At 62.4% G+C, this 23,482-nt stretch carries 22 protein-coding genes; 9 read left to right on the plus strand and 13 right to left on the minus strand.

All coding sequences use genetic code 11. From position 1 onward, the window contains the following. Window positions 1-22: 22 nt before the first annotated feature. From CGZ66_RS06805 to CGZ66_RS06820, 4 genes are read right to left on the minus strand one after another with little or no spacing between them, the layout of a single operon-like run. Complete coding sequence (locus tag CGZ66_RS06805; RefSeq protein WP_095082818.1) at window positions 23-973, minus strand: glycosyltransferase family 2 protein; 951 nt, start codon at window positions 971-973, stop codon at window positions 23-25. Then, window positions 963-1,904: a glycosyltransferase family 2 protein gene (locus CGZ66_RS06810; RefSeq protein ID WP_095082824.1), complete on the minus strand. Its 942-nt coding sequence runs from the start codon at window positions 1,902-1,904 to the stop codon at window positions 963-965. The genes CGZ66_RS06805 and CGZ66_RS06810 overlap by 11 nt, the downstream gene beginning before the upstream one ends. Continuing rightward, window positions 1,904-2,899, minus strand: a complete 996-nt coding sequence (locus CGZ66_RS06815) for a glycosyltransferase family 2 protein (RefSeq protein WP_095084298.1) — start codon at window positions 2,897-2,899, stop codon at window positions 1,904-1,906. Before CGZ66_RS06815 ends, CGZ66_RS06810 begins: the two co-directional genes overlap by 1 nt. Window positions 2,900-2,924: 25 nt before the next feature. Further along, window positions 2,925-4,115 (minus strand): glycosyltransferase, encoded by a 1,191-nt coding sequence (locus CGZ66_RS06820; protein ID WP_095082826.1) that lies wholly within the window; start codon window positions 4,113-4,115, stop codon window positions 2,925-2,927. Between the two features lie 186 nt (window positions 4,116-4,301). Between CGZ66_RS06820 and CGZ66_RS06825 the strand changes: the two genes are divergently transcribed. Beyond that, window positions 4,302-5,798 (plus strand): lipopolysaccharide biosynthesis protein, encoded by a 1,497-nt coding sequence (locus CGZ66_RS06825; RefSeq protein ID WP_095082828.1) that lies wholly within the window; start codon window positions 4,302-4,304, stop codon window positions 5,796-5,798. Window positions 5,799-5,851: 53 nt separating this feature from the next. Then, window positions 5,852-6,874 carry a phosphoribosyltransferase family protein gene (locus tag CGZ66_RS06830; RefSeq protein ID WP_095082830.1) on the plus strand — a complete coding sequence of 341 codons (1,023 nt, stop codon included), beginning with the start codon at window positions 5,852-5,854 and terminating at the stop codon, window positions 6,872-6,874. A gap of 64 nt (window positions 6,875-6,938) precedes the next feature. Here CGZ66_RS06830 and CGZ66_RS06835 read toward each other — a convergent pair whose 3' ends face one another. The 8 genes from CGZ66_RS06835 to CGZ66_RS06870 all read right to left on the minus strand — a co-directional run bounded on the left by CGZ66_RS06835 (window position 6,939) and on the right by CGZ66_RS06870 (window position 15,411). Then, entirely contained in the window at window positions 6,939-8,018 is a 1,080-nt protein-coding gene (locus tag CGZ66_RS06835; RefSeq protein ID WP_095082832.1) for a glycosyltransferase, read from the minus strand. Between the two features lie 67 nt (window positions 8,019-8,085). Next, window positions 8,086-8,535 carry a hypothetical protein gene (locus CGZ66_RS06840; protein WP_095082836.1) on the minus strand — a complete coding sequence of 150 codons (450 nt, stop codon included), beginning with the start codon at window positions 8,533-8,535 and terminating at the stop codon, window positions 8,086-8,088. A 14-nt stretch (window positions 8,536-8,549) separates the two neighbouring features. Then, the gene (locus CGZ66_RS06845) at window positions 8,550-9,992 is read right to left on the minus strand and encodes a GMC oxidoreductase (protein WP_095082838.1); all 1,443 of its coding nucleotides are present in this window, start codon (window positions 9,990-9,992) and stop codon (window positions 8,550-8,552) included. A 67-nt stretch (window positions 9,993-10,059) separates the two neighbouring features. Further along, window positions 10,060-11,391 carry a UDP-glucose dehydrogenase family protein gene (locus tag CGZ66_RS06850; RefSeq protein WP_095082841.1) on the minus strand — a complete coding sequence of 444 codons (1,332 nt, stop codon included), beginning with the start codon at window positions 11,389-11,391 and terminating at the stop codon, window positions 10,060-10,062. A gap of 67 nt (window positions 11,392-11,458) precedes the next feature. Next, window positions 11,459-12,322, minus strand: a complete 864-nt coding sequence (exoK, locus tag CGZ66_RS06855) for an endo-1,3-1,4-beta-glycanase ExoK (protein WP_095082845.1) — start codon at window positions 12,320-12,322, stop codon at window positions 11,459-11,461. A 151-nt stretch (window positions 12,323-12,473) separates the two neighbouring features. After that, complete coding sequence (locus CGZ66_RS06860) at window positions 12,474-12,878, minus strand: hypothetical protein (protein WP_095082848.1); 405 nt, start codon at window positions 12,876-12,878, stop codon at window positions 12,474-12,476. A 290-nt stretch (window positions 12,879-13,168) separates the two neighbouring features. Further along, on the minus strand, window positions 13,169-14,191 hold the full coding sequence (locus CGZ66_RS06865) for a glycosyltransferase family 2 protein (protein ID WP_095082850.1): 1,023 nt from the start codon (window positions 14,189-14,191) through the stop codon (window positions 13,169-13,171). Between the two features lie 89 nt (window positions 14,192-14,280). Further along, entirely contained in the window at window positions 14,281-15,411 is a 1,131-nt protein-coding gene (locus tag CGZ66_RS06870; RefSeq protein WP_095082852.1) for a nucleotidyltransferase family protein, read from the minus strand. 517 nt (window positions 15,412-15,928) lie between these two features. Between CGZ66_RS06870 and CGZ66_RS06875 the strand changes: the two genes are divergently transcribed. From CGZ66_RS06875 to CGZ66_RS06900, 6 genes are all read left to right on the plus strand, one after another. Next, window positions 15,929-16,081, plus strand: coding sequence for a lasso peptide (locus CGZ66_RS06875; RefSeq protein WP_095082854.1), 153 nt, complete (start codon window positions 15,929-15,931; stop codon window positions 16,079-16,081). Between the two features lie 132 nt (window positions 16,082-16,213). Further along, on the plus strand, window positions 16,214-16,558 hold the full coding sequence (locus CGZ66_RS06880; protein ID WP_095082855.1) for a PqqD family protein: 345 nt from the start codon (window positions 16,214-16,216) through the stop codon (window positions 16,556-16,558). Between the two features lie 124 nt (window positions 16,559-16,682). Then, on the plus strand, window positions 16,683-17,060 hold the full coding sequence (locus tag CGZ66_RS06885; protein ID WP_245331033.1) for a lasso peptide biosynthesis B2 protein: 378 nt from the start codon (window positions 16,683-16,685) through the stop codon (window positions 17,058-17,060). Next, window positions 17,057-19,000, plus strand: a complete 1,944-nt coding sequence (locus CGZ66_RS06890) for a lasso peptide isopeptide bond-forming cyclase (protein ID WP_095082859.1) — start codon at window positions 17,057-17,059, stop codon at window positions 18,998-19,000. The genes CGZ66_RS06885 and CGZ66_RS06890 overlap by 4 nt, the downstream gene beginning before the upstream one ends. Beyond that, a complete protein-coding gene (locus CGZ66_RS06895; protein ID WP_095082861.1) occupies window positions 18,997-19,998 on the plus strand; it encodes a phosphoenolpyruvate carboxykinase (ATP) in 1,002 nt (333 codons plus the stop codon). The genes CGZ66_RS06890 and CGZ66_RS06895 overlap by 4 nt, the downstream gene beginning before the upstream one ends. 8 nt (window positions 19,999-20,006) lie before the next feature. After that, the gene (locus CGZ66_RS06900; RefSeq protein ID WP_095082863.1) at window positions 20,007-21,851 is read left to right on the plus strand and encodes an ABC transporter ATP-binding protein; all 1,845 of its coding nucleotides are present in this window, start codon (window positions 20,007-20,009) and stop codon (window positions 21,849-21,851) included. Window positions 21,852-21,868: 17 nt separating this feature from the next. Here CGZ66_RS06900 and CGZ66_RS06905 read toward each other — a convergent pair whose 3' ends face one another. Continuing rightward, window positions 21,869-22,213: an exopolysaccharide production repressor exox gene (locus tag CGZ66_RS06905; protein ID WP_245331034.1), complete on the minus strand. Its 345-nt coding sequence runs from the start codon at window positions 22,211-22,213 to the stop codon at window positions 21,869-21,871. Window positions 22,214-22,745: 532 nt separating this feature from the next. Between CGZ66_RS06905 and CGZ66_RS06910 the strand changes: the two genes are divergently transcribed. Beyond that, window positions 22,746-23,423 carry a sugar transferase gene (locus CGZ66_RS06910; RefSeq protein ID WP_095082866.1) on the plus strand — a complete coding sequence of 226 codons (678 nt, stop codon included), beginning with the start codon at window positions 22,746-22,748 and terminating at the stop codon, window positions 23,421-23,423. Window positions 23,424-23,482: the final 59 nt, after the last annotated feature.

Genomic DNA, 23,482 nt, shown 5'->3' on the forward strand with positions numbered 1-23,482 from the left:
ATCCCTTCATGTGCCTGCATCTTCACCTCCCCACCCCAACGGCAAACTGCGCCGCTACTCTTCGCAACCGCACGGCGATCGGCATGCCCATATGCCTGACCGCCGCCGGGTCGCTGAGCGCAGTCCGGATCGCCTTGAGCGGGGACCGCGCCTTGATGTGCTGAACCATAGACAGGAACGATGCAGCCTTGCGCAGGCTGCGGCTGCGCCGGGCGAACGCGACTTGCGCGGCCTCGTCCATCGAATGGGTTTGAGCGAACACGGCATCTGCCTTGCGCATCGCTTCGACGTGGTGAAGTTCGAGCACGCGGGAGATGGAGCCGCTGCGGATATGATAGGCATAGCCGATCGCCGGCTCGACCACGCATTTGCCGCCCTTGGCCAAAGCGTTGGCGAGCAGGATGTAATCTTCGCCGATGCTCAGTTTTTCATCATAGCGAAGCTCGTTTTCGTTCAGGAACGCGCGCTGGAAGATCGGCTTGAGGTAGCCGAGATTGAACTTCGATTCGAAAACGACGTTGCCGGCGATGTAGCTGGCCAGCGAGATTTCGCTCAAATCCTCCAGATAGCGCGTTGGAAACATCGCGTCCTCGACGACACCGTCCTCGCGAATGACCTGCAAATTGTCGACGGCAATCTCGGCGCCCGCCTTTTCGGCACGAGCGATCATGGCCGCGATGCGGTCGGGAAAAACGGCGTCGTCGGAATCGAGAACCGCGATCCATCTGCCGCGGGCGACGTCGAGGCCGGCATTCCTGGCGCCGCCGGGACCGCGATTGCTGGCCAGGGCGACGACACGAACGATATCTTGCGGATAGGCCCGCGCCACGTCGAGCGTCGCGTCGCGCGACTTGTCGTCGACGACGATGATCTCGACGCTGACGTTTTTCTGCGTGATGGCGCTCGCGATCGCCCGGTCGAGGGTCGCCTCGGCGTTGTAGGCGGCGATGACAAAACTGACGTCAGGCTGCACGCTTGCCCCCTTCCTGCGGCGAAGGCTGGCCGTAGAGGCGGATTTCGCGGATGCCGACAAGGCCGCTGACGACACCGACATGCATAATGCCGCGCAGCACGCTGCGGTTCCTTCGAACCGGGCTGATGACGACCGGAAGCGCAGAGGCGAAGCAATAGATGGCCTTTGCCGACGCCAGGCCGACCTGCTTGACCAGGCCGATGCCGCGCGCGTTGCGCCCCAGAAGATGCCCGTGCGTCTGCCCGACGCGGAAGCGTCGGCGGCCGAGCCAGTCGAATGCCGCCCTCGAGCGCGGCACCACCTCGTCGACCCAGGCGTCGGGCGAAAAGACGATGCGGCCGCCCGCTTTGTGCATCTGGTCGAAGAACTCGGTGTCCTCGCCGCCGGTCTGGCCGCGCGCCAGGCTGAAGCGGCGGCCACGCTGGCTGTCCGACCCCATGCGGAGCAGAACGTTGCAGGTGTAGCCGGTCTGGATCTCGCCGCGCACCCAGACCGGCAAGGTCGAATGGAAATCGCCGCGCTGCATCCAGTCCGGCGCATCCTCGCGATAACGCGCCCGGACCGGGCCGAGCACGGCGGCCGCTCCGCTCGCTTGCGCCACCGCGGCCAGTTCGGCGAGCCAGCGCGCCGTGGCCGTCTCGTCGTCGTCGATGAAAGCGACGAAATCGGCTGTGCTGGCGTCGAGGCAAGCGTTGCGGGCGATCGAAATGTTGCGCGCCGGGCAATGTTGATAGCGGACCGGCACCGTCAATTCCCGCGACAGCGCCGTCACCAGGTCGCGGGCGGTCGGCGTGTCGTCATTGTCGGCGACGATGATGCTGATATCGAACCCCGCCGGCATCTCCATGGCGTCGAGCGAGCGCAGGGTGTCGGCCAGCTCCGGCCGACGGAACGTGCAGACGCCGATGTCGATGCTGAGCTTCTTGGCCATCACGCCACCCCGCGCCGCGACCCGAGGCCGAGAAGCTGCAGCCAGAAGCCGATCGACCAGCCAAGGTGCATGACCATCGCCGAGACGCCGGCCAGCGCGATGTCGGCATGGCGCTGGCGGATGGCCGTCCACAGGCCGTAACCCTGGCACACCGAGGCCCACAGCAGCAGTGGCACTGCTGCCAGCCAGTGCACGAATGAGAGCGCCGCCAGCAGCACGACCGGAAACACCAGGAGCGGCACCATCTGCCGGACCTTCGGGATGACGCGGTGCTTCAGCACATTCTTGGCGCGGCCGCGACCATAGCCGAGATACTGGAAATAGAGGCCGCTGAGCGAGGTGCGCGGGTAGTAGATCATATGCGTCTTGCCGCTCATCCAGATCTTGTAGCCGGCCTGTCTCAGCCTGTAGTCGAGCTCGGCATCCTCGTTGTGGCTGAACGTCTCGTCATAGCCGCCGACAGAACCGAACGCCGATATCCTGATCAGCGCGTGATGGCCGTGATCGACCCACTCTCCGGCGGAGCGGTGCCGGTGCTTGGAGCCGCCGGTGCCGAGCTTGGAATTCTGCGCCGCCGCGGCAGCCTTCTGCACGGTGCTGCTGCCGCTGGTCAGCATCGAAACGACAACCGAATCCGCTCCGGTGGCCAATGCCTCCTCGACCAGCCGGTCGCAATAGTCGTCGGGATAGCCGCCATGCGCATCGATGCGGATGAGATAGTCGGCACCTTCGCCGAAGGTGCCGACGGCGAGGTTTATCGCCGCGCTCTGGATGCGCCGTTCGTTGTGAAGCAGGATAACGCGCGGATCCTTGCTTGCGATGTCCTTGACGATAGCCAGCGTGCCGTCGGTGCTGCCGCCGTCGGCGACGATGATCCTGGCGCCAAGCCTTGCCGCGGCGGGGCGCAGTTGATCGAGCAGCACACCGATATGGGCCGCTTCGTTCAGGCACGGAATAACGATCAGGCTGGATGAAGTCTTTTTAGTCTGCGTCATCAGCCTCTGTCCATGTTCAGCCATCCTATGCCAACGCCTCAGCTGCAAACGAACCCGATACGGCGGTCAGGCTGCGCAGCCGCTCGACAAGCGCCCGGCAATCGCTGCGGTCGTAGCTCCAGGTCCTCGGGTTGCGGGCAAGAACATGCGCCTTCAACCCGGCGAAACGATGCTCATCCATCTTGCCAAGCGTCGCTTCGAGCGCCTCGGGCGAAGCCTTCGGCAAGAGAATGCCGATATCCTGTTTGCTGAGGAACCGCCCGGTTTCGGTGTCGCCCATCGAGATCGGCACCGCGCCGAAGCGGCAGCCTTCGTAGAGGCGGTTGGGCAGGAGCCATTCGGAGTTCTGTCCCGCTTCGAAGAAATCGATCGCCCAGGAAAAATGGACGTCGCCATAGATCGACGCCATGTCCTCCGGGTTGCGATAGGGTCCGCCAAACGAGAGCCACGGCTCTGATTCGACGAAGGCATGGAAATCCGGGAATTCGGATAGAGCCGGACGGCCCCGCAGCACGATCTCGAAGCGTCCCTCCATCCGGCGAGAGAAATCGGCCAGCAGTTCGAGCGAGCGGCGGCAGCGCAACGCGCCGAACCAACCGATCCGCCACGGCGGTCCGACGGGACTCGCAACCTCGTCAGGGCTGCCGTGCGTCTCAGGGCTGCCGGGCAGAATCGCGGCCGCCTCGAAATACTTGTTCTCGACCAGTTCGATCGGTGCCGCGACCTGTCCGAACGGCTTGAAGTAGTTGGCGATGAAGGCTGGCGAGCTGGTTACCAGCAGCTTCACATCCCTGGCCAGGAAGCGTTCGACGGCGCGCAACGCCTTGCCCAGGACATCTTTGCGAAGCACAAGGCGATGAATGTCGAGGCACTCGTATACGATCGGAACCGATGCACCGAAGGCGGATCTGGCGCGACGGGCAAGCGCCAGCATTTCCAGATTGCGCGCGATGATGAGATTGGGCCTGGGCGTGTCGCCAAGCCTGGAGCCAATCGAGAACGCCGCCTTGGCGACCGCCGCGAGCCGCTGGCCGAATCGCCCGTCACGCGTCGCGCCAAGGTCGATCGGCCGCAATCCCTCGATATCCGCAATCGGATTTGTGGTGCGACGGAAGCCGGCCAACGTGACCTCGGCCCCACCTGCCCTGAGCATTATGATCCTCCGGCGCACGGCCGGATCGGAGACGTCGTGCACAAGGTACAAGACATGCAGCATGAAAACTCGACCGCTGTTGGCCCACCCAAGGAGAACCTAGTACAGCTCTTGCTGCATCGCAACATTTTTGGCGCGACGATCCACCTTTTCTGTTGCACTGCAAAATTATTGCCGTAGTTTGTCGTTGGCGGCGGTGGTGGATTTTTTCGGGGTCGGAAATCCGCACAAAAGTCAGGAATCCTGAATTTGGAAGCCAATGCATTCGATCCGCCGGAAGGCTCCCTGCGCAAGTCCGTTGGGCGCGGCGTGGTTGTCACGGCCATGGCGCAATCGGTGCGCGTCGCGACACAGATCATATCCGTCATCGTGCTGTCGCGGCTTTTGTCGCCGCAGGATTTCGGCGTCGTGGCGATGTGCGCGCCGGTGCTGGCCTTCATCGCGCTGTTCCAGGATTTCGGCCTGACCCAGGCGACAATCCAGAAGAGCGGCATCCGGCATGAGGAAGTGAACTACCTCTTCTGGATCAATGTGGCCGTCAGCGCGATTCTGGCCTGCGTGCTCGCAGGTGCCGCCCCTCTGGTCGCCGCTTTCTACGGCGAGCCGCGCGTGGCCGGCCTGGTGGCGGCGTTCGGGCTGCAGATCATGGCCTATGGGCTGGGCGCGCAGCACCTGGCGCTTTTGACGCGCCGCATGCAGTTCGGCCGGCTGGCCGTCATCGACGTAGTCAGCGCCGTCGTGGGGCTCGCCGTATCGATCGCCTGGACTTTCATCGACCGCTCCTATTGGGCGTTGTTTGCCGGCACGCTGACCGGTGCCGTGCTGCCGACGCTCTGCTACTGGGCAAGCTCGCGCTGGCGTCCCGGCCTGCCGCGCAAGGTCGCCGGAATCAGCGAATTGATCCATTTCGGCGCCGGCATCACCGGCTTCAACTTCGCCAATTTCTTTGCCCGCAACCTCGACAATGTGCTGATCGGCAAATACTGGGGCGAAGCCCAGCTCGGCCTTTATGACCGCGCCTACAAGCTGCTTTTGTTTCCGCTGAGCCAGATCACCAATCCGTTGTCGAAGGTGATGGTTCCGGCGCTGTCCAGGCTGAAGGACGAGCCAGACCGCTACCGCAGTGCCTATCTGCGCGTCATGCCGCTGATCCTGCTGGTGGCGCTTCCCGGCGTCGCCTTCGCCACCGCGATGTCGGACGTGCTGATCCCCTTCGTGCTCGGCGAGCAATGGCGCGCGAGCGCCGACATTTTCCTGGCGCTCGGCTTTGCCGGGCTGCTGCAGCCGCTCAACAATCCGGCGGGATGGCTTTTCGTCAGCCAGGGCCGCTCCGGCGATTTCATGCGCTGGGGCATCATAACGGCGGTGACGTCGGTGCTGGCCTTCGCGCTCGGCCTGCCCTATGGCGCGCTGGGCGTGGCGATTGCCTATGCGATCAGCGAGTATCTGAGGACGCCATTCCTGTGGCTCTATGTCGGCAAGAGCGGTCCGCTGCAGGCGCACCACGTGCTGCGTGCGGCAGCGCCGTTCGTGCTTGGCGCCCATCTGGCGCTGGCCGCCATCTGGTTCATGAAGCCGGTGCTGCCGCAGCAGCATGTGATTGGCTTGGCCAGCGGCGCCGTTCTCGCCTATCTGATCACCATCGTCGTCGCCTTGGCATTCGCATCCGGCCGCGAAGCCCTGCGCGAGGCCTTGAAGATGCTGCCGGCAAGGCTGCCCGCAGCAGCACCACGCGAGGCGCAATAGTTTGCGCGACCTCGACAGGTACGGACATTCACTCCAGGACCAGGTCTGACCCTATGCACTACCGATCGATTTCCGACATGAACGACGCCATTGTCAGGGGCCTGCACCGGCTGCCGCGCGACATCGACCTGGTCGTCGGCGTTCCCAGAAGCGGTGTGCTCGCGGCAACGCTGGTGAGCCTGGCGGCGAACATTCCGATGACCGATCTGGACAGCTTCCTGGCCGGGCGGATCTACACGTCGGGCATCACAAAGCGCCGGGCGGCACTCGACCGCAAGGTCTCCGAAATGCGCAAGGTGCTGGTGATCGACGACAGCGTCGCCGGCGGCAACGCCATGCGCGATGCACGCTCGCGCATCGAGACTGCCGGCATCGAGGCCGATTTCACCTTTGCCGCGGTGTTCGGCCTGCAGCCGCAGCACCAGGAGACCGATGTCGTCTTCGAGGTCGTGCCGCATCCGCGCATGTTCCAGTGGAATTTCATGCATCACAAATTCCTGGCGCAATGCTGCGTCGACATTGACGGCGTGCTGTGCCTCGATCCGACCGAAGCCGAAAACGACGATGGGCCGGCCTATGAGAAATTCCTCAGCGAGGCGCGGCCTCTCCATGTTGCGACCCACAAGATCGGCTGGCTGGTCACCAGCCGGCTGGGGAAATATCGCGCGCTGACCGAAGCATGGCTCGCCAAGCACGACATCAAATACGACCAGTTGATCATGCTCGATCTGCCGAGCAAGGCGGAACGGCAGCGGCTTGGCGCGCATGGCAGTTTCAAGGCCGATTTCTACCGCAAATCCGATGCCATCCTGTTCATCGAAAGCGAGCACGAGCAGGCGCTGAGGATCACCGAACTGTCCGGCAAGCCGGTGCTGTGCGTCGAAACGCATATGGTGAGTTTTCCCGACGCGCTGTCGCTGCCGGCACTTGGCCAGGCGGCCCGCAACCTGCCGGCAAGGCTGCGGCAGATCAACTCGCAAGAGGGCCGCAAAAGCGCCGCCAAGACTCTTGCCCGCGCCCTGCTCGGTGCGCGCGGTTATGAGACGCTGAAGAGCCGGGTCAAACGCCCGGCCTGATCCGCACAACGCTACGAGCCTTGCCGCGAGTTGGGTCCTACGCGGCTGGCGCCGCGAGCCTGGGTTATGCGGCTTGCCGCGCGCGCTGCTGTATCGCCCTGTCCACGATCGAGAAGAAGGTGATGAACTGGCGGTCGGGTTCCAGTTCCGGCCGCCCGGCGAAGCTGCGCGCGAGGCCCGAGACCCGGTCATATTCCTGGCTGTCGTTCCACAGCCGCCTGACGGCCGCGACCCAGTCGGCGAGCGGTGCATCGTAGTCGAGCACCACGCCACCTGAGCCGATCGCCTCGGGCAGGCCGCCGCGCCGCGAGCCGACAACCGGGATTCCGCTGCAATGGGCTTCCGACGCGACGCGGCCCCATGCCTCTTCCCATTTGCTGGGAGCAAGCAGGATCTTGGTGCGGCCGTAGACCGTCTTCATGTCGCTGGTGCGGCTCTCCAGCACGACATTGCACAAAGGCGCGATCGTCTGTTCGATCCGCGCCCGATGATCGTCTTCCAGCTTCCAGCTTTCGACGAACAGGAACGATATCTCGGGGCAGGCGCCGGCGATGCGCACCGCAAGCTCGAAACCCTTTTCCTCATAGGGATTGATCAGCGTGACAAACTGGCCCGTCGTCGGCGTGCTGTAATGCGCCGGATTGATGGTCGGCGGGATCACCGTCGCGTTGATGTCGAACTCGTTCTTGTAGGTGCGCGCGGTGAACTCGGAATTCGCGATGTATAGTGCAGAACGCAGTTCGCGCAGGTCGCCGCCCAGTTCATGGAATTCGACATTGCGGAGATAGACGACCAAAGGCACGCCCTCCGCCTGCAGCGCCTTGCCGATCGGAACCGATTTGTGACACTGGACGACGGCCACATCCGGCTTCAGCCTGTCGACGGCAAAGGCCGCCGCTTCCCAGGGAAACCAGGCCCGCACCACCGGATAGCCGGGATAGCTGTCGATGACCGCCGGTTGCCGCAACAGCTTCATCTTGGCGCGCGCCTTCAAGCCGAAGACACCATCGCCGAACAGGGCGGCGAGCACAGCGGCTTCATGGCCATGTTCGATCAACTGCTCGGCCAGATGGTGCGTGCTCGACTGAACGCCGCCGCTGAACTCGGGTGGATAGCCGCTGCCACCTGCAAAAAGGACTTTCATGGGATCGGGCTCCTTGTCGCATATCGTATTTCGTTCCGAGGCAACCGGCGGCGCCTCGCTTTCGACGTCAGGCGAGTTTCGGCGGCTCCAGATTCGCGAACGGGTTGGTACAGGATTGCCAGCCGGTAAACCGGATCGGGTCATTGGGCGAACTGCGCCATGCGTAGTCCGTCAGCATATGGAATTCAGCGATGACCCAGCGATCGAATTGGATCAGATCTTCCCGCTTCTCCTGGGGCAGCAGGCGGCGGACGGCGCCCAATTTGAGCTCCTCGACCAGGGTAACGGCGTCGCTAAGCTTGTCGCTGGGAAATATCCACGGGTTCCGGTTGCGGAACTCCAGCACGAACTGCTGCAGATGCTCGATACGGATGTTGAGCCTGCCGAGGTATTTTTCGAGGGTGACGCGCACCAGGTCCTCATCGGAAAACGAGCTGACGGCGGCAAAGGCGACGCCCGTCGACACCACCCCACCGGCCACGATGGCCAAGGCTGAGCGTCTGGAAACTTCGATCATCCGATGCCCTCCTGTCACGCAATGCGGCTCGCCGCCCTCAGGGAGAGGGCCGCGGCGGTCAGGCTCGGGTTGGCGCAGGAACAGCTCGGATAGGTGCTGGTGCCGACGACAACCAGGTTTCTCAACTGATGGTGGATCATGTCGCTGTCGATCACCGAATCGGCCGGACCGGTTCCCATCCTCAGCGTGCCCTGGACGTGCGATTCGGTTGGCCGGATGCCACGATCGAAGAGCTTTTCGACCGGCAGCGGAGCCAGAAGGTCAGGCAATTTCTCCAGCGCGCGGGCCATGCCCTTGACCGCGTAGTCCGACGGCGCCTTGAAGTTGACGAAGGCGTTGTCGTCTTCGTCGAGGGTGACGAAATTTTCGTGGTCGAGCAGGTTTTCGGTGACCACGACGAGCGGCAGCGCCTGGCGCAGCCGCCCCTTTTCGGCACGCATTCCGTGCTGCCAGCGGTTCTCGAAATAGACCAGTGCCGCCGCATGCTCCGATCTGTGCGGACCGTCATAGAGGCCGAAGTTCAGGCCGGTGGTGATGGTGCTGCCGTCGAAATTGTCGACACCGTCGAGATAGACCTCGAAGTTCCAGCCGTATGATTCGTGCAGGCCGCGGCCGACGAATTCGCCGCCCAGGCCGGACCGCAGCATGATCGCCGCGCTCTGGATGGCATTAGCGCCGAGAATGAAAAGGTCACCGCTGACCTGGTATTCCTTGCCGTCATGCATGAACGTGACCGAGCGGACCGTGCCGCCGACATGATCGAGCCGCCGCACCTCCGCACCGAGGCAAACCGAAATGTCGGGATGCTCGAAGACATGCATCAAGCCGTTGTTGACGGTGAATTTGGCGTCGACCGGACACAGCCAGCAGCGCAGGTTGGCACAGCACGAGGTGCGCTGCGCGGTCGGCACCCGCGCCCGCGCCGTCGGCATGACGAAATGCTGGCCGGGCTGCGCCGCCTTCATCATCCGGTCCGGCGTCGACATGCGATGCGGCGGTTGCGGGAACGGCTTCGAGCGCGGCAGCATCGCCGCCATGTCGGGATCGCCGGAGATCGACATGATATCTTCAGCGTCACAGTAGAACGGCTCGACGTCGTCATAGCTGATCGGCCAGTCATTGCCGATGCCGTAGGTGCTTTTCAACCTGAAGTCATTGGGATGGAACCTTGGCGTCTGCGCGAACCAGCAGTTCGTTCCACCCCCCAGTCCGATGGTGTAGTTCCACGGCTTGTCGGAATTGGTCTTGTAGGTCGTCTCGTCGTCGATGTCGGTGTTGGCATTCTGCTGAAGTTGCCATTCATGGGTGTTGTGCCGGCCCCATTCGAGCACCAGGACGCGCGCCTTTCGGCGCTTGGCGAACTCATGCAGGAAGAAGGCCGAGCCGAAGCCGGAACCGATCGCGACGAGATCGAAATGATCGCTGGTGATTTGCTCGGGCTTTACGTCCAGCACCATCAGCCAAAACTCCTTGCCGCGCCGGGCACGCCCGCCGGATTCCGCTTCCGGCTCTTCGCTCCCGGCCTCATGCCGCCATTCTGCCGATCGAGTGATATTCGATGCCGTGGCGGGCGATCACCTTTGGGTCATAGAGGTTGCGGCCATCGAAGATGATCGGCGTGGTCAGCGCATCCTTCATCGCGTCGAAGGACGGCGCGCGGAAACTCTTCCATTCGGTGGCGATCAGCAGCGCATCGGCGCCGCGCAGCGCGGCTTCCTTGGTGCCGCACAACAACAGGTCGTCGCGCAGCCCGTAGATGTGCTGGCATTCCTGCATCGCCTCGGGGTCATAGGCCTGCACTTTGGCGCCGGCGTTCCACAGCGCCTCCATCAGCGTGCGGGCGGGCGCCTCGCGCATGTCGTCGGTGTTGGGCTTGAAGGCCAGCCCCCACAGCGCAAAGGTCTTGCCCTTGAGATTGCCCTTGAAATAACGATTCACCTTGTCGAACAGGACGGATTTCTGCTCGTTGTTGCGCTCCTCGACGGCGCGCAGCAGCTTGGCGTCGAACTTGACGCCTTCGGCGGTCTTGATCAGCGCGCGCACATCCTTGGGGAAGCACGAGCCGCCATAGCCAAGCCCCGGATAGATGAAGTGGTAGCCGATGCGCGGATCGCTGCCGATGCCCTTGCGGACCTCCTCGATGTCGGCGCCGAGCTGTTCGGCCAGGTTGGCCATCTCGTTCATGAAGCTGATCTTGGTCGCCAGCATGCAATTGGCGGCGTATTTGGTGAATTCGGCGCTGCGCACGTCCATCACGATCATCTTCTCGTGGTTGCGGTTGAAGGGAGCGTAGAGCTCGCGCATCACCGCTTCGGTGCCCTCGCTGTCGGTGCCGACGATGATGCGGTCGGGCTTCATGCAATCGGCAACCGCGGAACCCTCCTTGAGGAATTCCGGATTCGAAGCGACGTCGAAGGACAGGTCCTCGCGCCCTCTTTTCTTCAGCGTCTCGGCGACCCTGGCCTTCACCTTTTCGCAGGTGCCGACCGGCACGGTCGACTTGCCGACGATGATCTTGGGGGTGTCCATCTCACGGCCGATGGTCTCGGCGACCGCCAGCACATATTTGAGATCGGCCGAACCGTCCTCGCCCGGCGGCGTACCAACCGCGATCATCTGGATTTCGCCGTGCCTGACCGCGGCCGCTGCGTCGGTGGTGAACTTGATGCGGCCAGCGGCATGGTTCTCCTTGACGAGGCTTTCGAGCCCCGGCTCGAAAATCGGAACGAACCCCTGGTTGAGCCGCTCGACCTTATTGGCGTCGATGTCGACGCACACCACCTGGTGCCCGACTTCGGCAAGCACCGCTGCCTGCACGAGACCGACATAGCCAATTCCAAAGACCGTCAAATTCATTCGAGTTCATTCCCATGCAAGGCAGCGGACCGCTCTCGGCCCGGCCAGTTCAAATCGACTTTCCCAACTACTTTATGCTGCATGCCAGCGATTCTGGAAACTGACAGGGCTCGCCCAAGGCCGTGAACGCCACGCGATCGATCTGCAGCGTGAGCTTGCGGCCTGGATCGGCGAACTCTCCCATCCAACCGGTCATCTTGTCGCTGCCCCAAAGGCTGAAGAATATCTTCTGGGCATGCGTCGGCAATTTCGCCGGATCGGTGATCGTGTTGACCAGCTGGCCGTTGACATACCAGCGCAAGCTATCTTTCTGCCAGACGAAGGCATAGTCGTTGAAGGCCTTGTCGGTGCCGCCCGCCACGTCGACCAGCTTCTCATTGTTGCCCTTGCCGGCGATGTAGGCGTTGACCTGCACCTTGGAGGTGTCCTTGGTCAGGACCTCGAAGTCGATCTCATCCCAGGGCTGCTTGTCGGACGGTCCGATATAGGAGAAGAAAGCCGCATTGAGACCGGAGCCGGTGTCGGTCTTTATCCGCGCCTCATAGGTGCCGTAACCGAAGCGCTGCTTGGTCTGGATCTCGCCGCAGGCGTAGTCGCGGTCCTTCAGCTTCTGCTTTTCGAAGCCGAGCGACAGCACCCCGTCGGACAGCGCGACCAGGCCTTTCGACCAGGTGCAGTTTTGATGACTGCCGTTCGACCAACCGTCGGAAACATACCAGCGTGCACGATCGAAGCTGGTGAAATCATCGACGAATGAAGGCGACGACTGAATGTCCTGGGCGAGGGCGGGAGCCGTCACCAAGCTCCCAAGAGCGACGAGCAGCAACGCGCTGATCGCACTCAGCCGCTTGAGGCCGGCTCGTCTGGCCTGGCTTGTGAACGGCGTTCCGCCGGTTGCGATGGTGGACGTAGTCTTCGGATTCGAATTCATACCAAACTCACCTTTGTGCTGTGCATCCCCAACCCAAAGTCGACGTTCGAACCACTTCCTGAACGGGCCAACCTTGACCTCCTGCTTGACCCTCCCCTGACCTTGTCCTGCCTCGCATCAAATCTGTTGCAGCAATTGCGAACCTTCACTTTCAACCTCTGCCAGCGCCCGCCGGCCTGGTGTACTCGGCGGCAGCGGTGGCCGAATCGGACGCCGCATTCTCGTCGAAGACCGTATCCAGCGAATGACGGAGTTCTTTCATCATGCCGTTCTGGCGCGACAGCTCCGCGATGCGGCGTTCGCAATTCAGGATCGACGTCGTCAGTGCGCTGACTTCGGACGACCGACGGTCGGAGGTGGAGCCGTTCTCCATCGCTTCGACCAGGAAAGCGGCGTTGGTCGCCTTCGTCCGATAGCGATTCTCCAACCCGGCTCTCTCGGCCTCGATCTCGACCGCGATCTGCTCAAACAGCTTTGCCAGGCGATCAAGACGTGAACCATCGGTCTGCCGGTCGCGGGCCGGATCCCTAGATCTGAAACCGAATATCGAAGCCATGAACTCAGATTCCTGTCATCGCCGGCCTACGGGCCGGGCTTCTGGCCGATCCCCGCAGCCGGGGCTCAAAAAACTCATACTGCTCTGTCCTGCTCCCCTGAGGGAGAGACATCAGACCAATCCGATCGGGGGCCAGTTCGGCTGGTCGTCCAATTTGCTGCACCGCAACATAGACTGCCATCGTCTGGGCCGCGAGGCAACCACCCAGTTCGTAAACTCATAAATCCGACCGAAATGGTTTGCGCGATGAGCTTGTCGCCGGCGGGTCAACCCGGACGAAACGGACAGTTTCACCGCTCCTTGCCGCTGCTTGTGCCTGCCATCAAAAAACGCAATGGCGGCACGTGCTTGTGCCTGGACACAAGGCCGACGCGGCGAAACAGCGCCTCGAGCTTGTCGGACGCCACGCCCTGGACGATGGGGACGAGGTTGGATTGGCTGGCAAATGCGTAGGCCGCTGCCGATGCCAGCCCGTGCTCGGCCTTGACGTCGAGGAAATTGCGCAGCCGGTATTTGTCGCGCACGTGCCGCTCGTGCCGTCTCAACACCGCTTTCGAGCCTTCCGGCAGACTGTCGATCGCCAGGAGCGCGAGATCGGCATCGGCCAGACGCTTGAGGTCCTGAGTCTTGTGGCGGCCGCTGAGCGAATCGGCACGGACGATGGCGCCGTAGCCACACGAGCGGATGACCTTGAAGCGCGCGCCGCAGGCGACAGCGCGGGCATAGAGTTCATAGTCCTCGCCGAGCCGCAGGCTCTCGTCATAACGCAACCCATGGCGATCGAGGAAGGCGCGGCTGATCACCGGCTTGAGGAAGCCCAGTTCGCCCCTTTGCACGCGGCGCCTGGAAATATTGCCTTCGACGAAGCTCTCGAAATCGAGGAATTCCGGATCCGCGGCGAATTGCGGGGCGACGATTTTCGTCGCGTCGCCGGTTGCATCATCCCTGATGAGCATGATGTTGTCCGCCGCGAAATCCCAGTCGGCGACGGCAAACAGGTTGCGAAACCGGCCTTCGAGGAAAAAATCGTCGGCGTCGAGAATGCTGATGAACGGCGATCTCGAACTGGCGATCGCGGCGTTGCGAGCGTAGGAGGGGCCGCGATTGACATCGAGGCGCATCACCGCAAGCCGGCCGCTGCCGTCGTCGGCGGATCGCGCGACTGCCGCAGTGTCGTCCGTGGAGGCGTCGTCGACGACGACGACTTCCGCCACTTCCGGTTCGCGCAACGCGGACGCGATGGCGACGGCGATTGTCGCCGCCGCGTTCTTGGCCGCGATGATCACGCAGACCTGTGATTTCGTCATCGACATGGATAGCCTCTCGTACAGGTGATATCGATTTGTGTTCGCCCCGTACCCGTTCGATGCCCGATTGCCATCAGCGCCAGATCTGTGTTCATTCAACGACCGCCCGGCCGTTCAAAGATGCGGCGGCTGATATCGGCGGACGCCGCCCAACCGGCTTCCGCCAGATATCGGACCGGCGCGCGGCCGCACAGTTCCCACAGCACCGTTCGCCGCTGCGGCCACCGAAGCGACGACAGCCACGGCGCCATGACCATGTTGAGCAGGTCCTCATTGCCGATGCGCGACAGGATGCGCGTCGCACGCTCCGACAGCAGCGTGCCGGCACCGCCGAGCAGTACATCGGCTGCGCGTATACCAAGCAGCAGCGTATCGTCCAGTCCCTGCGCTACCGCGGCATCGAGCACATGCCGCTGGTCCGTCTCGTCGAGGCGGCTGGCGCTGGCGCGCACGTCACAGACATAGCCCGCGCAGGGTTCCCGGTTGAACAGTGCCTTGGCGACGCTGATGCAGGACAAAAGCAGCGTGTCGGCGGCCGAGGTGAACGGCACCGTCCCACCGGCGATTTCGACCTGCCGCTTTCGCCGCAGAAACCCGTCCGCGTCGCGCGGGCTCGGCGAGCCGGGCTGCTGGAGGCGGTAGTGGAGATCTACCGTGGACGGCCTCGGTCCGTCGCCGCGCGTCATATGCTGTTCGCCAAGGAAGCGAACCCACCAGACGGAGCGCGACTTGCCGGCGACCTCGTAGCCGATCGAGCGCAGCGCATCCCGCGCTTTGAAATAGCCGACCGGCGAAACCAGAATGTCGACATCGCCCGAGGGCTTCATGAAGTGATCGTCGTAGAGAAGCTGCTGCTGGAACGGACCCTTCAGAAAGACGAAATCGATCCGGCTTTCGCGCAGCACGTCATGGATCGCCATCGAATCCATGATGCAGGACGCGTTCATCGAAACCGTCCTCCTGCGGTAGCTGTCCAGCCAATGGAAAAGCTCGGGCGGTCTGTCACTGACAGGCGCGCGCGACAGGGCCTTGAGGACAAAGGTCGCGACCTTGTTCAGCCTGGCGATGTCGGCAACATTGGCACCGCCTGGGCCGGGCATCGATACGTCGCCAGTAGTGGCTCCTGCCCCGGCGAAATACAACCGCAGGCAGGCCCGCACATAGGCAACCTCGTCGGCACAATCGGCGGCGCGCAGTCGTTCATAGGAACCATCCGGCAAGGCCATTTAGCGCACAGTCTCCCCAAAAAGCGATTTGCGCGGCGCGTATGCTGCAAATGCGAAGCAAGCATCACCAAAAACCTTGATGGCGTAAAGCCTTTCCTTTTGCAGTGCAGAATTTTGCAACCTGAGCGTTTACCGACACTTCTGAAAAGTCGGTCAAAACCGATGTTGAAATACCGCCCCTACCAAGGCGTTTTCAGCTGGCCTCACCATGGATTTGCCGGCTGAGTTCACCCTATTAGGGATGCCTAAAATAAAGGCACTTGGCAAATGTTTTATTCAAGCAAAATCAAATGCTTAAAGAATCGGCATCGACATGGTCGCCAAACATAGGGAATCGGTCTAGAAGACGTCATATTTTAGGCATGACCCACACATAATGTGCTCGCGCAACCTGTAATTGATTAATGCCTGGTAAATCAGGCTTGACTCATAAATGCTGCCATGCAGCTATTGCGCTGCAGCATGCAAGTGCTGACGGCACTCGACAAGCCGTTTCCAGTCCTTATTGGAGAGTAAAATGGAACAGAATGTTGAAAAGCAAGAATACGAGACGCCAAGCCTGACAGTGCATGGTTCGATCGAAACCATCACCCAGGGCGGCGGCGGCAGCACGGCGATCGACGCGTCTTTCCCCGCGCATACGCCGATCGGCGACCTGACGTTTTCCTGAAGCCTATCGCAATTACTCCAGAGTGATGACGTTGGGACTCTGGGTTTAAAAAATAAGAGAGTCGGGGGCACTGCCTCCGACTCCCCTTTCATTGCCTGGAACTGCGAAGCGTAGTGTAAGCGAGGTTTTGGGATGAACTGGAAGCAATCCGGCCAGGAGTTGGCCGACCAGGATTTGGCCGACCGATATTCAGCCGACCACGTTCGTGTGAGTGCGACCAAGGATGCCGTGGCTTGCGAGTTCGGCGATGGCCTGGCGCTCCTCAATCTGAAATCCAACATCTATTACAGCCTGAACGGCGTCGGCGCCTTCATCTGGGATTTGATCCAGGAGCCCAGGTCGGTGGCGGAGATCCGCAGCGCCGTGCTTGCGCGCTACAATGTCGACCCGGAGCGCTGCCAGGCCGACGTCGAGGCACTGCTGAAGGGCCTGGCCGATAACGGGCTTGCGAGGCTTGATCATGAGGAACTTGTCTAAGCAGGTTCCGCACAAGGCCATGGTTTTGCGGCAGGAACCCGCGACCGAAAGGAGCCCCAGACAGAGAAAGCGCCGGCAAGGCCGACGAAGCCTGTTTGGGATTCTCTCCCTGAGCGGCTCGGAAATGATCTTCCTCGGCCGCTGCCTGCTGGTGGTCGCGGCGGTTCGGCTGGGGTTGACACTGTTGTCCTACAACCGTGTTCGCAGCCTGGTGACGCGGCTCGACGCGACACAGTGCGCCAGCATGGGCGAACTGCGGCGCGTCGCCTGGGGAGTTGCCGCAGCGGCCCGTTTCGTTCCCAACGCCACGTGCCTGACCCAGGCGCTTTCGGGTCAATACATGCTTGCTCGACAGGGCAATGCCTCGAAGATACGCATCGGCATCGAGCGCGGCACGGGCGAGCAACTCAAGGCGCATGCCTGGCTGGTCAGCGACAATCATATCGTGCTTGGCGGATCGATCGACGGTTTCGCCCATCTGGTCGACCACGGCAGCCGATGAGCGGCGTGGCCGGAATCCTGCTTCGACAGGGGCACGCGGCAGCGGCCCGGGGGCCCGCCCCAGCGGTCGCGGCGGCCGATATCCAGCAGATGCTGGCGCGCATGCGCCATCGTGGCCCAGATGGAAATTCGTGGTGGCTGGACACCGGCATCGCGCTTGGCCACGCCTGGCTCAACACCACCGATGACGCCGGCCCCGGTCCGTTGACGATGGCCGACGGCAAGCTCGCCATCACCGCCGATTGCCGGCTGGACAACCGCGACGAGCTGCTGGCCAGGCTTGGCATCCGCGACAGATCGGTCGCCGATGCGACCCTGCTGATGCGGGCCTATCTGCGTTGGGGCGAAGCCTGCCCCGTGCATCTGCAAGGCGATTTCGCCTTCGCCATCTGGGATGCCGAGCGGCAGCTGCTGTTTTGCGCGCGCGACCATTTCGGGGTCAAGCCGTTCTACTACCATGCGGCGGATCGGCGTTTTGCCTTTGCCTCGGAGATCGGGCCGATCTTGGGCGTCGAGGGGGTTGGCGGACATGTCAGCGAGCACCAGATCTCGGGGTTTTTGGCCGGGCTTCCCGATGATCCGCAGGCGACACCCTACAGCGACATCTTCAGCTTGCCGGCGCGCCACAGCCTAACCGTCACCGGCCAACAAGTGGTGCTGCGCCGTTACTGGCAGATCGAGCCGTCGCAACGACCGATAGGGTCGGATGTGCCTGAGGAATTCGCCCATCTGTTCTCGCAATCGGTGCGCAATCGCATGCGCGGAACCTCGGCGGTCGGCGCGATGCTGAGCGGCGGCCTCGATTCCTCCTCGATCGCCTGTGTCGCCGGCCTGCAGAACGCCGCCGAGCGCAAGCCGAGGCTGCCCACCTTCTCGCTAATTTTCGAAAAGGGCTCGTCGATGGACGAGCGCCCGTTCATCGATGCCGTGCTGGATCAGCAAAAGGTCGACGGAACGCTCATTCCAGTCGGCAACTATGCGCCATTCGCCGAGTTCGAACGGGTGCTGGAAGAGCAGGAAGGGACGTTCCTGGCGCCGGGCCTGACGCTGACCCGCGGCATCTACCGGACTGCCGGCGCCAAGGGCATCAAGGTGCTGCTGGACGGCCATGGCGGCGACGAGGTCGTTTCACAAGGTCATGGCCATCTGCATGAGCTTGCCAACGCCGGCAGATGGATGGATTTGTGGCGTGAGATCCGCAGCGCCTCCGACACCTATGGCGACAGCACGCTGGGCCTGTATTTCCAGTTCCTGACCCTCTACGGACCGGCCTGGCGGATCGCGAAGCTGAGACATTTGGCAAATCGCGTCCTGAACAGGATACGCAGACCGGCGCAGGCGCCGCGCGGCCGCGGCTGGCGCGACCTGATCAATCCCGATCTGGCCAGGCGCACCGAGCTTGTCGACCGATTTCACCGGGCCGGATATATGCCGCCCGGCGTCCAGGCCAGCGACGCCTTGAGCCATCGCTGGATCCTGTCGAATGGCTATGTCGCGCATGCTTTCGAGGTTCTCGACAAGGCCGCGGCCAATTTCGGCGTCGAGCCGCGCTATCCGTTCTGGGACAAGCCGCTGGTCGAGTTCTGCCTCGGCCTGCCCGGTGAGGAAAAGCTCAGCCACGGCTTTGGTCGCTATGTGCTGCGTCGCGCCATGGAAGGCGTGCTGCCGACAGCGGTTCAGTGGCGGCGCGACAAGATCGACTTCACCGCCAATCTCGTCAACGGCATGCTGCGCAACCACCGCGACCTCCTGGAACAGCTGCTGATCTCGGATGCGAGCCGCATCGCGCCCTACGTCAATCTCCCCCAGGTGAGTGCTGCCTATGCGCGGCTGCTGCGCCAGCCCGATCGGGCGGCGCCTTTGGATGTCCAGTATGTCTGGCGCTCGGCATCGCTGTCGCTCTGGCTGCGGCAGCTCCAGCGCAGCGGGAGCCCCGCATGATGCCGCGCAACGAGCCGCTCGCCGCATACAGTGATCATCCCCGCCCGCATGGCCGGACCGCGAGAGAGCGCCGCTTCTACCGCGCCTATGGCCTGACCATCGCGTCCGAGGTGACGTTGCCCGAACTGGAGCCGGCGGCGCCTGGGGCGGCGGATGTAGTGATCGCCGTCGGCCCGATCGACCTGCCAAAACCCAGCTTGGAAGCCGCGACCGAGTTTCGCTTCGAGGCGGACCAGCAATACCTCGCATGGCAGGCGGTCGGCGCATTCCTTATCAGCGATGGCTGCCGCATCGACGTCGAGCCGGCGCCCGGCGTCGACGACATGCTGATCGCGTTTCCGCTGCTGGGTCCGGTGATGGCGCTGCTGCTGCACCGGCGCGGCCTGCTCGTCCTGCACGCCAGTGCCATTGCGGTTGCTGGTACAAGCGCCATCTTCATGGGCGACAAGGGCGCCGGCAAGTCGACGACGGCAAGCGCGATGATCCGGGCCGGACATGACCTGCTTACCGATGACGTGGTGGCGCTGGATCTGGCCAATCCGGGTGAGCCGATGATCGTTCCGGGTTTTCCGCAGATCAAGCTGGCAGCCGATGCCGCGGCGGCGATCTCGCTCGGAGAAACCGAGGTGCGACCGCAAGTGCATCCGGCAATCGACAAGATGCAGCATCGCCTGAATGGTGCCTTTTCCGCCAACAGGGTGCCTGCGACCAGGATCTATATCCTCGAGCGCGGCGAAAAGGCCGCCATCACGCCGTTGCCCGGCATCGCCGCCCTGCCGGCCATCATCAAATTCTCCTATGTGACGCGGTTCGGCCGCGCGGCTCTGCCCAGCGATCTTGCAGAAGTGCATCTTCGCCAATGCGCGCGGCTGGTTGACCATGTCGGCGTTCGCCGCCTCGAAGTCCCGACGGGCCTCGACAGGATCGGTGAGGCCGTGGACCTGATCGAAAGGGATCTGGCGGCCGGGGATCTGACACCAGGTCGTTGGCGGCCGTGAGCGCAATTATGTCGAAGTCCTCAATCCTTCGCCTGTCTCTGTTTCGAGACGTTGCCGCATTCGGCGCCGCCATTGCCCAGATCGGCGGTCGGCGAACCTGGACGGCGCTGCTCTTCCTGATCCTCGGCAGCCTGACCGAAGGCATCTCCATCCTGCTGCTGGTGCCGCTGCTGCATCTGGTCGGACGCCCCGACCAGGATTTTGCGGTCAAGCTGCCGAACAATGATTTCATACGCTGGCTGGTGCCGGACGGAACGCTGCAACTGACGACCGTGCTTTGCGTGCTGGTCGGGCTTGTTGCCGTGCAGGCGGCGTTCAACCGCTTCAAGTCAGTCTACATGGCCAAACTGCTGTTCGATTTCATCAACCGCGTGCGCATGAATCTGTTCGAGAGCATCGGCAAGGCGCGCTGGGGCGTCTTCACGCGCATGCGCAGTTCCGATCTCGACCATGCCCTGACCGGCGATATCGACCGCGTCCAGGGCGCTGCCTTCTCGCTGTTGATGCTGGTGCAGATCGCCGTGCTTCTGGCCGGCTATCTGCTGGTTTCGGTGTTCATCTCGCCGGTGATGACGCTGTTTGCGGTCATTATCGGCATCGTGATGTTCGTGGCGCTGCAGCCGTTTCGATCGCGGGCCACCGCCTTTGGCCGGGTTCTGACCGCCAATCGCCAGGATCAGTACCGGACGGTTTCGGAATTCCTCGGCGGCATCAAGGTGGCCAAGAGCCTGAATGTCGAGGCGACCTATTTCGCACAGTTGCAAGCGACGCTCGAGAAGATGAAGGCCGACAATGTCGACTATGTGCGCAACAGCACGATCGGCACCGCGGTGTTCCAGGTGGCGAGCGTCGTTGGCTTGAGCCTGTTCATCTATGTGGCACTGGTCCGCTTCAACCTGTCGCTGGCCGAGATCGTCGTCCTGCTGCTGGTTTTCATGCGCATCGCGCCGCGCTTCATGGACATGCAGACGCAGGCCCAGCAGGTCTTGATCAATCTGCCCGCCTATACGGCGATGCGCGGCATGCAGGCGCGTTTCGACGCCGAACGCGAACCGAGCGATGCCGAAACCAGCGAAGGCGGCAAGCTGTCTCTGGCAACCGGCCTCAACATCAGGGACGTCTGTTTCGGCTATGGCGACGACCCGGCCAAGATGGTCGTCAGGGACATCACCTTCGGCCTGCCGGCCGGCAAGGTTACCGCGCTGATCGGCCCCTCCGGCTCGGGCAAGAGCACGATCGCCGACATGCTGCTCGGCCTGCTCGAGCCGACCGCCGGCACGATGCTCGTCGATGGCGTCGAGATCGATGCCGGCAACCGTCGCCGCTGGCGCGATCAGGTGGCCTATGTGCCGCAGGACGTGTTCCTGCTGCATGACACGATCGCGGCGAACCTGCGCCTTGCCGCGCCGCAAGCCAGCGATGACGATCTGTGGACCGCGCTGCGCTCGGCGCACGCCGGCGAATTCGTCGAACGGCTCGACATCGGGCTCGAGACGGTGGTCGGCGACCGCGGCGTGCGGCTTTCGGGCGGCGAACGCCAGCGCATTGCGCTTGCGCGCGCGCTGCTGCGCAAGCCGTCCCTGCTCATCCTGGACGAGGCCACCAGCGCGCTCGACTGGCAGAGCCAGTCGCTGATCGCCCAGTCGATTGACGGATTGCGCGGCACCATGACGATCCTGACCATCGCGCACCGGCCGTCGATGATCGCCTTCGCCGACTGGGTGGTGGCGATGGAAAACGGCCGGGTCGTCGAAGTCGGACAATATCAGCGGCTGAAGGAAAAAGCCGGCAGCCGATTGTCGCGAATGCTTTTGGGCGAACAGTCCGAGAGCCAGCCCGCTAACGTCGCGTGAGGCTGCCAGGCTTCTGGTTAGTGCAGGCTTCGCCTGGCGCTGCCCAGCTTCTCGCCTTCGGCCACCTCGGGCGCATTCAGCTTTCTCTCCGCGTCGCGAGCCATGTCGGCCGGCGTCGGCGGGCTCCGGGCGATCATGGCATAGACGAGCACGAAGTAGCCCGCCTGAATGATAATTGCGCAGATGATGACGCGGATCAGCGTCGTACCGATCGAAGCGCCGCCTAGCCAGGACCAGGCAACGACGATTGAAAGAGCGAAAATCATCCCGACGATGAATTTTGGAAGTGCCATACCCAACAGCCCATAAACCGGCTCGGGTCTATATAACGATTGCCCCACCCGAGCGCCGTCCCTTGTCATGCGGGCTTGTTAAGGTCGCCCGCTCTCGGCCGGTTGCTTCCGGCCTTTTCTACCTGTCGCCACTCTGACAGGTATAATTTGCAATTCTATTAAGGCGAGCAGTAGGCGGCAAGGGCAACTCCGGATATTTTTGATTGAGCTTTTGCGATCGATTCGGCCATGCTGCAACGCACGCAAAGGGATTTGAACCGACCTCGAATGGTCGCCATTCTTGAGTAAAAGAAACAATATTAAGTAGTATTTTACAGGATTTGCCTTGAGTATCGAGCTCTTCTGAAGCACTATTGTGCTCCATGCCTTACCCCATAGGACAGCCCGCCTAAGAACCGCCCCAAAAAGGCCCTTATTTTTCGAGGTTTGCCCATTTATTGTCACAAATGTGCTAAATATCCCGAAATTTGTGCATGGCTAGCTTATTATTTAGTCAATTCATGACGCGACTATTTCAACCGGTTGGTAAATTGTGTGTTGCGCTGCAACATTTTTTTGGTATCTTGCGGCGAACCATTCGTTCACGCATGGAGTTTACGGCATGAGGGACGTTGCCAAGTCGGCCACAGCGGGCTTTTCGCAGGTCGACATCGATTTTCCGCCGCCGATCGGCGGCCTGCTCAAACGCAGCTTCGATATCACCGGATCACTGATTGGCTTGATCGCTCTCAGCCCGCTGTTTGTTATGATCGCTCTGCTCGTCAAACTTTCCGACGGCGGATCGATTTTCTACGGCCACAGGCGAATCGGACGCGGGGGACGGATTTTTCCGTGCCTGAAGTTCCGCACCATGGTTCCCGATGGCGACAAGGTGCTGGCCGCCTATCTCGCAACCAACCCGGACGCCAACGCGGAATGGGTGGCGACCCGCAAGCTGAAGAGCGATCCGCGCGTCACCCGCGTCGGAGCAGTCTTGAGGAAACTCAGCCTCGATGAGCTGCCGCAGATCATCAACATCCTGCAGGGCGACATGAGCCTTGTCGGGCCGCGTCCGGTCGTGCGCGACGAGCTCGAGATCTATGGCACCTCCGCCGTCTACTATCTGAAATCCCGCCCGGGCCTGACCGGCCTGTGGCAAGTGAGCGGTCGCAACGACGTCTCCTATGACAGCCGCGTCGCCTTCGATCGCCACTATGTCGAGAACTGGTCGCTGTTCGAGGATGTTCGCATCATCATCAAGACTGTCCCCGCCGTCTGGATGTCACGCGGTTCTTATTGACCGCCGCGATGCCAGGCTTTCGCGGCAAGCATCTTCGGGCGATGGGGCTAAAGCGGATC

The sequence above is a fragment of the Mesorhizobium sophorae genome, from assembly GCF_002270415.1.
In the GTDB taxonomy this organism is placed as follows: domain Bacteria; phylum Pseudomonadota; class Alphaproteobacteria; order Rhizobiales; family Rhizobiaceae; genus Mesorhizobium; species Mesorhizobium sophorae.